This window comes from Flavobacterium sp., assembly GCF_039932285.1.
Taxonomy (GTDB): Bacteria; Bacteroidota; Bacteroidia; order Flavobacteriales; family Flavobacteriaceae; genus Flavobacterium.
Genome location: NZ_JBDTQE010000088.1, coordinates 1 through 9,490, shown reverse-complemented (window position 1 = coordinate 9,490; position 9,490 = coordinate 1). Strand labels below are relative to the sequence as shown.

The 9,490-nt window shown below is 28.7% G+C and carries 8 protein-coding genes; 6 read left to right on the top strand and 2 right to left on the bottom strand.

All coding sequences use genetic code 11. The annotated features are described in order from the left end of the window. The 5 genes from ABI549_RS12385 to ABI549_RS12365 form a co-directional block, all read left to right on the top strand. A partial coding sequence (locus tag ABI549_RS12385; protein WP_348076777.1) for a DUF1837 domain-containing protein occupies positions 1 to 1,014 on the top strand: 1,014 nt, incomplete at its 5' end. A gap of 2 nt (positions 1,015 to 1,016) precedes the next feature. Then, positions 1,017 to 3,128, top strand: a complete 2,112-nt coding sequence (locus ABI549_RS12380) for a DEAD/DEAH box helicase (RefSeq protein ID WP_348076776.1) — start codon at positions 1,017 to 1,019, stop codon at positions 3,126 to 3,128. 166 nt (positions 3,129 to 3,294) lie between these two features. Then, entirely contained in the window at positions 3,295 to 4,665 is a 1,371-nt protein-coding gene (locus tag ABI549_RS12375) for a hypothetical protein (protein WP_348076775.1), read from the top strand. Between the two features lie 191 nt (positions 4,666 to 4,856). Next, complete coding sequence (locus tag ABI549_RS12370; RefSeq protein WP_348076774.1) at positions 4,857 to 5,714, top strand: phospholipase D family protein; 858 nt, start codon at positions 4,857 to 4,859, stop codon at positions 5,712 to 5,714. A 256-nt stretch (positions 5,715 to 5,970) separates the two neighbouring features. Continuing rightward, entirely contained in the window at positions 5,971 to 6,657 is a 687-nt protein-coding gene (locus ABI549_RS12365) for an NgoBV family restriction endonuclease (RefSeq protein WP_348076773.1), read from the top strand. Here ABI549_RS12365 and dcm read toward each other — a convergent pair. After that, on the bottom strand, positions 6,618 to 7,982 hold the full coding sequence (dcm, locus tag ABI549_RS12360) for a DNA (cytosine-5-)-methyltransferase (RefSeq protein WP_348076772.1): 1,365 nt from the start codon (positions 7,980 to 7,982) through the stop codon (positions 6,618 to 6,620). The genes ABI549_RS12365 and dcm overlap by 40 nt on opposite strands. Continuing rightward, entirely contained in the window at positions 7,972 to 8,256 is a 285-nt protein-coding gene (locus tag ABI549_RS12355; RefSeq protein WP_348076771.1) for a DUF6471 domain-containing protein, read from the bottom strand. The genes dcm and ABI549_RS12355 overlap by 11 nt, the downstream gene beginning before the upstream one ends. Before the next feature lie 226 nt (positions 8,257 to 8,482). On the opposite strand from ABI549_RS12355, the gene ABI549_RS12350 reads away from it, so the two are divergent. Then, positions 8,483 to 9,214, top strand: coding sequence for a hypothetical protein (locus ABI549_RS12350; RefSeq protein WP_348076770.1), 732 nt, complete (start codon positions 8,483 to 8,485; stop codon positions 9,212 to 9,214). Positions 9,215 to 9,490: the final 276 nt, after the last annotated feature.

The following is a 9,490-nucleotide window of genomic DNA, read 5'->3' as shown; positions in this document are numbered from 1 at the left end:
CGAAAATACTCGGTTTCAAAAGTCCCCAACCACGCCAAGCGCCAAGACGTTAGGCAACATTATACAGAAACACCCGATATAAAAGAAACTATGATAAATTTTGAAATTTTAATTGACGATGCTTTTTCTGTAATAACTGGAGATTCTTCTCTTACCCCAATTGAAAATAAAAGAGTTTTTAGTTTAATAAATACCTTCGAAGATGGATTTTGGCATCATTCTAAATTTCATAAGTTTATATGGAACAATATAAAAGAAACTGCTTTAAGCTATAGAGAAAGGCAAGCATTAGCGCTTGAGGGAGAAGATTCATTATTAACAGAAGCTGCAATAAATTTAAGACTTTCAGAAAGTGAAAATGATATTGGACGAGGAAGTGAAATATCTGAAATTTTGCTTTATGGAATAATGAAAAAATATTATAATGCTTTACCAATTGTTCCTAAAATTTTCTACAAACAAAATACACAAGATAATGCAAAAGGCGCAGATAGTGTGCATATAGTAATTGAAAATGAAAACGAATTTTCATTATGGTTTGGCGAATCTAAATTTTATAATTCAATAGAAAATGCAAGATTAGATGTAATCATTGATTCCGTAAAAGATTCATTAACACTACGAAAAATAAAGAAAGAAAATAAGTTAATTACTAATCTTTCTGACATAAATGATTTTGAGGAAATTTCAACAGAATTGAGAGCAAAAATAATCGAATCTCTTTCACAAGAGCAATCTATTGATTCAATAAAGCCTATTTTAAATATTCCAATTCTATTGTTATATGAATGTAACATTACAAATGGAACAACACATTTGACAGAAGAATACAAAACCCAAATTATAAGTCATCATAAAGAAAGAGCAACAGAATACTTTAAAAGACAAATAAATAAGTGTAATGATGTTGATTTATATTCAGAAATTAAGTTTCATATAATTCTTTTTCCAGTTCCTGAAAAAAAACCAATTGTAGATAAATTTATTGAGAAAGCACAAGTATATAGAAGTTAATTATGGAAGATATAATATTTGATAATTGTAGCAAAATAAACGATTTACTGATTTCTAACAAAGATTATGAAGCAAGGGAAGAACTAATCAAGCTTTTAGATTTTCATAAAACCCAAAAGTTAGACTACACTCCATTAGTAAATCATTTAATTAGAGAAACTGGCTTGTTCCCATATTTGCAACAAGAAACTTCAAATTGGGAAGAAAGATATATTTATGAAATTTTCAAAGTTAACATTGGAGAAGAAAAACCAGTAACGTTACATCGTGAGCAATCTTTTCTATTAAAAAAACTTCTTGAAGGCAAAAATATTGCAGTAAGCGCTCCGACAAGTTTTGGCAAAAGCTTTGTTATAGACGCTTTTATAAAAATACGAAAGCCAAAAAATGTTATAATTATTGTTCCAACCATTGCATTGACAGACGAAACAAGAAGACGATTATATAAAAAATTTGCAAATGAATACAAGATTATTACAACTACTGAAGTAGAACCAGCAGAAAAAAACATCTTTATTTTTCCACAAGAAAGAGCTATAAATTATTTAGAGAAAGTTGAGTTCTTTGATATAATGATTATTGATGAATTCTATAAAGCAAGTAGTTTATTTGACAAAACTAGATCGCCAAGCCTTGTCAAAGCAATTATAAAGATTGGTAGCAAATCCAAGCAAAAATATTTTTTAGCTCCAAATATTTCCACTTTAGAAGACAATCCTTTCACAGCGGATATGGAATTTATACAATTAGACTTCAATACAGTCTTCTTGGAGAAATTTGAACTATATAAAGAAATAAATAAAGATGCAGAACTAAAGAGCAATTTTTTAATCAATATTTTAAACCAAAAGCAAACAAAATCTTTAATATATGCAGGAACTTACACAAATATTGAAAATGTTTCTAACTTAATTCTAGCAAGACACAAGGAAAAAAACAATATTCTTTTAGACCAATTTGCAAATTGGTTAGGCAAAAATTACGATTATAATTGGAGTTTAACAAATCTAATAAAAAGAGGAACTGGAATACATAATGGCAGATTGCATCGCTCTTTAAGTCAAATACAAGTTAAATTATTTGAAGATAAAAAAGGTATCAGCAATATAATTTCTACATCTTCAATTATTGAAGGTGTAAATACATCAGCTGAAAATGTAATTATTTGGATGAATAAAAATGGAAATTCAAACCTAAATGACTTTACATATAGAAACATTATTGGTAGAAGTGGTAGAATGTTTCAGCATTTTATAGGCAAAGTCTATATTTTAGACAAACCGCCAGTTAATACACAAACTGCTTTAAATATAGAATTCCCAGAAGAAATATTAGGAGATTTAGACAGTCAAAAATATGACAAGTTGTTAACCAGAGAGCAAGTCGCTAAACTCATTCTTTATCAAGATGAAATGGGCGGGATTCTTGGTGTAGAAGTATATAATAGGCTAAAAGACGAATCTGTTTTCCAGTCTAGCAATTCAGAATTGATTAAATCAATCGCAATTGACATGTCAATAAATCCTGAAAGTTGGAATGGGCTTTCATATTTAAATTCCACAATTAGAAGTCAATGGGATAAATCATTGTATAAAATAATTAATTTACAACCTGGTAACTGGGAAACGAAAAACAGCACATTTGTAGAGTTTATTAAAATTTTACGAAACAATTGGTTCAAATCAATTCCTGAATTATTAAAAGATTTAGAACCACACGATATAGGTATTGATGAATTTTTTAAACTTGAAAAAAATGTGACTTTTAAATTTGCATCTCTTTTAAAAGATGTCAACGTACTTCAAAAAGAATTGCTTAAAGGTAAAAATTATGACATCTCTAAATTTATAGCATACATTTCTCACGCATTTTTACCAACTGTAGTTTTTCAACTTGAAGAATATGGATTACCAAGAATGCTTTCTAAAAAAATTCATAATTCAAAAATTATAAATTTTTACAATCAAGAATTAACAATACATAATGTTATCGAAATTTTTAATTCAATTGGTATAAATGAAATAAAGAAAAATGTGAAATTAGATGAGTTTGACGAATATATTTTGGAGTATTTTTACGACGGAATCAAAACAAATAATAATAACGTTGCCTAACAGCGGTTACAAGAAATGGCGAAAAATGTGGTAAATTCACGTTTTTCTTCCGCAAGAAATTTTATCTTAGTGGAAAATATGCAGTTACGAAGTTCGCCACTTCTTGTAGCCGCGAAACGTTGGCAGTAATAATCCACCAGAACTACAAAGAAAACTATCCACAAATATGAATTTACAACAAACTCAAAGTATTTTATCTGAAGCAAAACAATTTGAAAGTTTGGATTTTGACCAACTAGTGAATGTAAATTATCCTGATCGTAAAGATTTAGAAAACATTGAACTAACCCAGATGAATTTAACAGAATTCATTTATTTGTCCAAAAGAGTATTTTCACAATTCTTAAGTGAATTTAGTGAAAGAGAAAATTCACTTGTCTTGCAAATGTATTATAGTAATCCGATATTTGGCGCAGCCAATCTCGATGCTCAAATGCAAGCATATATTCAAGCTGTCACAAGTAATAACATAAACGGAGCAGAAACTTATCTTTTATGGCTTGTCTCATATCAAATGGAAAATGGTTTTTATCACAAACCAAATAAGATAAGTAAAGAAACAGCAAATTTGCCTATACTACAAAAGCTGTCGGAGAAATTAAATTTAATAGAAACAAATATTTCGAGAAATTTAAAAGAAGCTACAGCTTTAATAAATGAACTTGAAGAAAATAAACAGGAAATCCAAAATTTAATTATTCAAAAAAGAGATGAATTAACTCAAATAACTACAAATCTTTCAACTAGTAATTCTCAAACAAATCAAATTTCAGAATTGCTAACAAAAGGAACTGAACAAAGTTCAAGATTAACAACACTTTTAGAACAACAAGAAACAAATAAACAACAAACAGATAAAAAATTATTGGAACTTGAGGGAATTTATTCTGACACAAATATCAAATTATCTGTCGGATTAAAAACTATAAACTCTCAAATTGACGAGTTTAAGACTCAAGTCAATGCAAATGAAGGTCATTTAAAGTTTGTAGAAGGAAAGAAAGAGTTTTTTGAGGAAAGAATTAAATACCTTGAAGATTTAATTGGAAGAGAAGTTGGAGCTTCTTTATTTGAAACTTTCAATCAAAGAAAAAAAGAATTGAATGCTCCAGTTTTGTTTTGGAGAAATGCTGTTCCAGTAATGGCAGTCGGAACGATAATATGGATACTAATTTTATTTTCAAATCAAGCTCTTATAACAGACATAAATCTTTGGTGGCAAGCTTTTGCAATCAATACAATTAAAACTATTCCAGCAATTTTTATTTTATTATTTTCTATCAATCAATATCGTAAAGAAAGAAATTTTCAAGAAGAATATGCATTTAAATCTGCCGTTGCACTTACTATTGACGCATACGCAAGTCGAATTTCAGATTTGACTAGTAAAGATAATTTAATTATGGAGGCAGTTTTAGGTGTTTACAAAACCCCAATCGAAGAAAGACAGAAAACAAAAAGTCATAGTAAAACTACAGCTGAAATGATGAAAACGATGCTCGAAACAACTCGTGATTTAGTTAATAAAGGGAAATAGAATAATAATTACTACTGCCAACAGCGGTTTTGCGAGATTGCGAATTATGTAGTAAATTCACGTTTTTCTTTCGCAAGAAATTTTATCTTAGCCGAAAAATCTCGGTTACGAATTTCGCAACCTCGCAAAGCCGCGAAACGTTGGCAGTAACTTTAGAAAAAAATCGTAGAAATAGACAATTGAAATAGAAAATGGCAAAATTTATTACAGGAGAAAATCTTGAGAACGCAGTTTATGAAATAATTTGGGAAGCAGAAAGTAATCTTTTAATTGTTTCTCCATTTATTAAACTTGATGATTATTTCAAAAGACTTTTTGACAAGCATATGAATAATCCAAAACTTCACATTTTAATTGTTTTTGGGAAAAATGAAAGAGAAGTTAGTAAAAGTTTAAGCAAAAATGATTTTGATTATTTTAAAAAATTTCTAAACATAAGTATAGTTTATGTTCCAAATCTCCACGCAAAATATTATGGAAATGAAAAAAAAGGAGTAATTACTTCAATAAATTTATATGATTATTCATTTAAAAACAATATTGAATTTGGAGTTTATTCTGAAATAAATATTTTATCCAAATTAACAACAAATGCAGACAATGAAGCTTGGCAAACTTGTTATGAACTTGCAGAAAAAAGTGAAGCTATTTTCATCAAAAGACCAGTTTTTGAAAAAAAAATATTGAGTGCATTACTTGGTAAAAATTATATAAAATCTGACATTTTACACGATACGACTGAAAAATTTTATTCTTCGTGGAATAGGAATCGTGAGAGTCAAATAAAAATATTAGACGATTTTCCTTTTGAACTAGAATTAGGTTCAGAACAAAATATTAGACCAAACAGAGCGGAAATAGAAAGTCCAATAAATGGTTTCTGCATAAGAACCGGAGAAAAAATAGAATTTAATCTAAAAAAGCCATTTACATATCAAGCATATAGAAGTTGGTCTTCATTTGGAAACGAAAACTATCCTGAAAACTTTTGTCACAAGACAGGAAAACCGTCGAATGGAAAAACCTCAATGCGAAAACCAATATTATAAAGAAAAAAGCTACTGCCAACAGCGGTTTTGCGAGATTGCGAAATATGTAGTAAAATCACGTTTATCTTTCGCAAGAAATTTTATTTTAGCCGAAAAACCACGATTCCGAAGTTCGCAACCTCGCAAAGCCACAAGACGTTGGCAGAAACCCTCGAGCTACACGGAACGGTAACCAATAATACTTAAATTTTTGTCTAAAAATATAAACATCTAAAAATAATAAAATTGTTTACATTTGCGACAAAGTAAATAACAAATGAAATTAACAGGACAAGAATTATATTCTAAATTAGTAAACGATTATAAAATCATTGGAGAAAGCGGAGTAATAAATTTTTCTCTGAAAGATTTAACAATCTCAATCGAAACTAAAGATACTGTTGGCAACCTTTTACAAGAATGGTTAAAAGCTTGGATGATGAAAGAAAATGTTGAATTTGAAGAAAATACAAATTCTCAAATTTTTCCAGATTTCTATTTAGATAAGCACAATCAAAAACTTGGTTTATTAGAAGTTAAATCATTTGATTGGGATAGAGGACCAGGATTTGATTTAGCAAATTTTGATTCATATTGCAATTCATTATTAGTAAATTCATATAGATTGGATTCAGACTATTTAATATTTGCATATCAAATGAATGGTAGTGTAATTACAATTAAAAATGTTTACTTAAAAAAAATATGGGAATTGGCTTGTCCAAGTGGAACATATCCACTAAAAGTTCAGGAAAAGAAAAGTATAATTTATAATATTAGACCTTCTGTTTGGTATTCTGAACGAAATAAATTTAAGCCTTTTGAAAGAAAGGAAGATTTTTTATCAGCATTAAATAACACAAGATACCAATACCCGCAAACACGACATACAAATGGGCATTGGCTACAAAATGTAATTAAGAATTACAAAGAACATACAGGCATTTCGTTACAAATTGAATGATTTGAATTATAATCGATAAATGATTTAGCAATTTTTTCTGCAACAAATTCCACAACAGGAACTGCAACTGTATTACCTAATAAATCAAAAGCATCACTTTCTTTACAATTAATGTTATACCATTCGGGATAACCAAATAATCGTAATCCTTCTCTAATTGTTAGTTTTCTTAATCCATTTCCGTCAGGAACTGCCAAACGAGAAACGTCTGTTGCAACCAAAGTTGGTGCAATATCTTTAGGGTTTAATATCTTATTAATTTCAAAGCTTAATTTTCCAGCAACTATATTATATCCTTTAGGTTTACTTTCATCATAAATTCTAAAAGTTTTTACACCGTTCAACATTTGCTCTTTAACTAATTTTTTAGGAAATTCAAATTTCAAATATCCTTTTTTAGTTAAATCTTCTAACATTTCTAATAATTCATTTTCTGTTATATCCATAAATGTATTTATTTGTTTTAATGTTAGTGGCATTCCATCCATCCAATCAATACCTATTTCTATAGCCCATTGTTTTCTTCTTCGCTCTTTAAAAATTTTATTTAATAATAAAATCTGGTCATCGGAAACAAAACCTTTAGCCCCAATATCCCAACTATGTATATTATTATCGCCACCTCTTTTATCCTTTATAGATTTACCATATAAATCTGTTAAGTCAAAATTCGCTAAAATTTTATCTACAAAATCTGATTTAATTGTATCTAAACCATTTTCAAAAATACTATCTAAAGTTTTATGAAAAGGTTCGTTTCCATTCAAATCAATATCCTTATTTTTTGTTCCTACAATAAAAATTCTTTTTCTTGATTGAGGCAAACCAAAATCTAAAGAATCGAAAACTTTCCAAGAAACATTATAATTTAACTCATTTTTTAATTTGTCTAAAATAGTAGTTAAGGTTTTGCCTATTTTGTCAGTTTTAAATTCTAAATCGTGTTTTACTAATCCTTCAACATTTTCCAAAATAAAACCATACGGTTTTTTTTCACTTAAAATTCTTTCAATCTCAAAAAATAAAGTTCCTCTTGTATCGACAAAACCTTGTCTCTTACCACTTGAACTAAAAGGTTGACAGGGAAAACCACCTAATAAAAAATCAAAATCAGGGATTTGATTATTTTTTACATCAAAAATATCTCCCACAATATATTTGTGTTCAAAATTATTAACCAAAGTATCAATAGCATATGGTTTAATCTCTGAAGTCATTACACATTCAGTATTATAATTTAAACTTTTGAAAGCATTTTCAAAACCAAGTCTAATTCCTCCAAGACCAGCAAACAAATCAATAAATTTTACAGTATTATTTTTCATCTTTCAAAATTTTATATTCAGAACTTGGTTCAGCAACTAAAAGTAAACTACTTTCATATTCTTCAATCTCAATTTTAGAACAACCTATAACTGAAAGGCATTGAAAAAAAAATGATGCACTAAAAGACCCTCTACTTATTTTACTATCAATGCTAGCTTTAGTTTCTTCTACATCTATTTCCTTTAGCATCAGTACTAATTCAGAATTAGTAATTCCTCTTTTTACCAATTCTGACTTTAGTAATCTCTTGACTTTATCATTCCAGTTTACCATTGTATTGAAAATTATTTATTGCAATATTAAAATAATATTATCATATATGCAAATAAATATACATAAATAATAATTTGAACGGATTAATTCTATAATTTATACCAAACCAATTGATAATAACTAAAATTAAGTTTCTGAAAGAAACCCAATTTTAAAAATACATTAACTATTTAATTGAATAATTTATTTATTTTTGGTTTTTACTAACTCTTTAAAAACCAAAAATATGGCATCAACATCAGAAACAGGAAATGCAAAAAATGTTGCAAACTTCCAAGATTTAATTGCTTTCGTAACAGGTTACGGAGCAACATACAACCCAAGTAAAAACGCATTAAAGTTACCACAACTTAATGCTTTATATTCAGCATCACAAGCGAGTTTAGCTGATGTTGTAACCAAAAACACATCATACAACAACAAAGTTAACGAGCGTGTTGTAGCGTTCAAAGATTTAAAATCACTTTCAACAAGATTGATAAACGCTTTGCAAACAACCGATGCAACAAAAGAAATTATTGCAGACGCAAAAGCATTTAATAAAAAATTGCAAGGTGTTAGAGCAAAAGCAGTAGAAACACAAACCGACCCAAATGCTCCAGCACCGAATACAATATCTACAAGCCAACAATCTTACGACCAACAAATTCAGCATTTAGCGGGTATCATTTCTGTTTTACAATCTGAACCAAGTTACACACCAAACGAAACCGATTTACAAATTGCAACCTTAACTTCAAAGCAAGCCGACCTAACTACCAAAAATAGTGCAGTTGCAACAGCTTACACCAACGTAAGCAATTCAAGAATTGCACGAGATACTACAATTTACGGAACAGACACAGGCTTATTTGACGTGGCAAGCGAAGTAAAGAAATACGTAAAATCAGTTTACGGCGCAACCAGTCCACAATTTGCGCAAGTAAAAGGAATAGAATTCACCAAGAGAAAAAAATAACAGAACATAAAATATAAATATGACAAGCAGAAACATAAAACTACCTACCCGATTTATATATATTGCTATCGCAATTATATATATCTGCTCCGCATAAATATAAATGCGTTCCGCATTTATATTTATGCTTGTCGTATTTATATTTATATCAATCCGATTTATATTTATTGCTGTCTGACTTATATTTATTATAATCCGATTTATATTTATGCCTATCCGACTTACATATATTGAAATCCGTAACATAATTATGAAAGGAATAAAAAACATAACAGA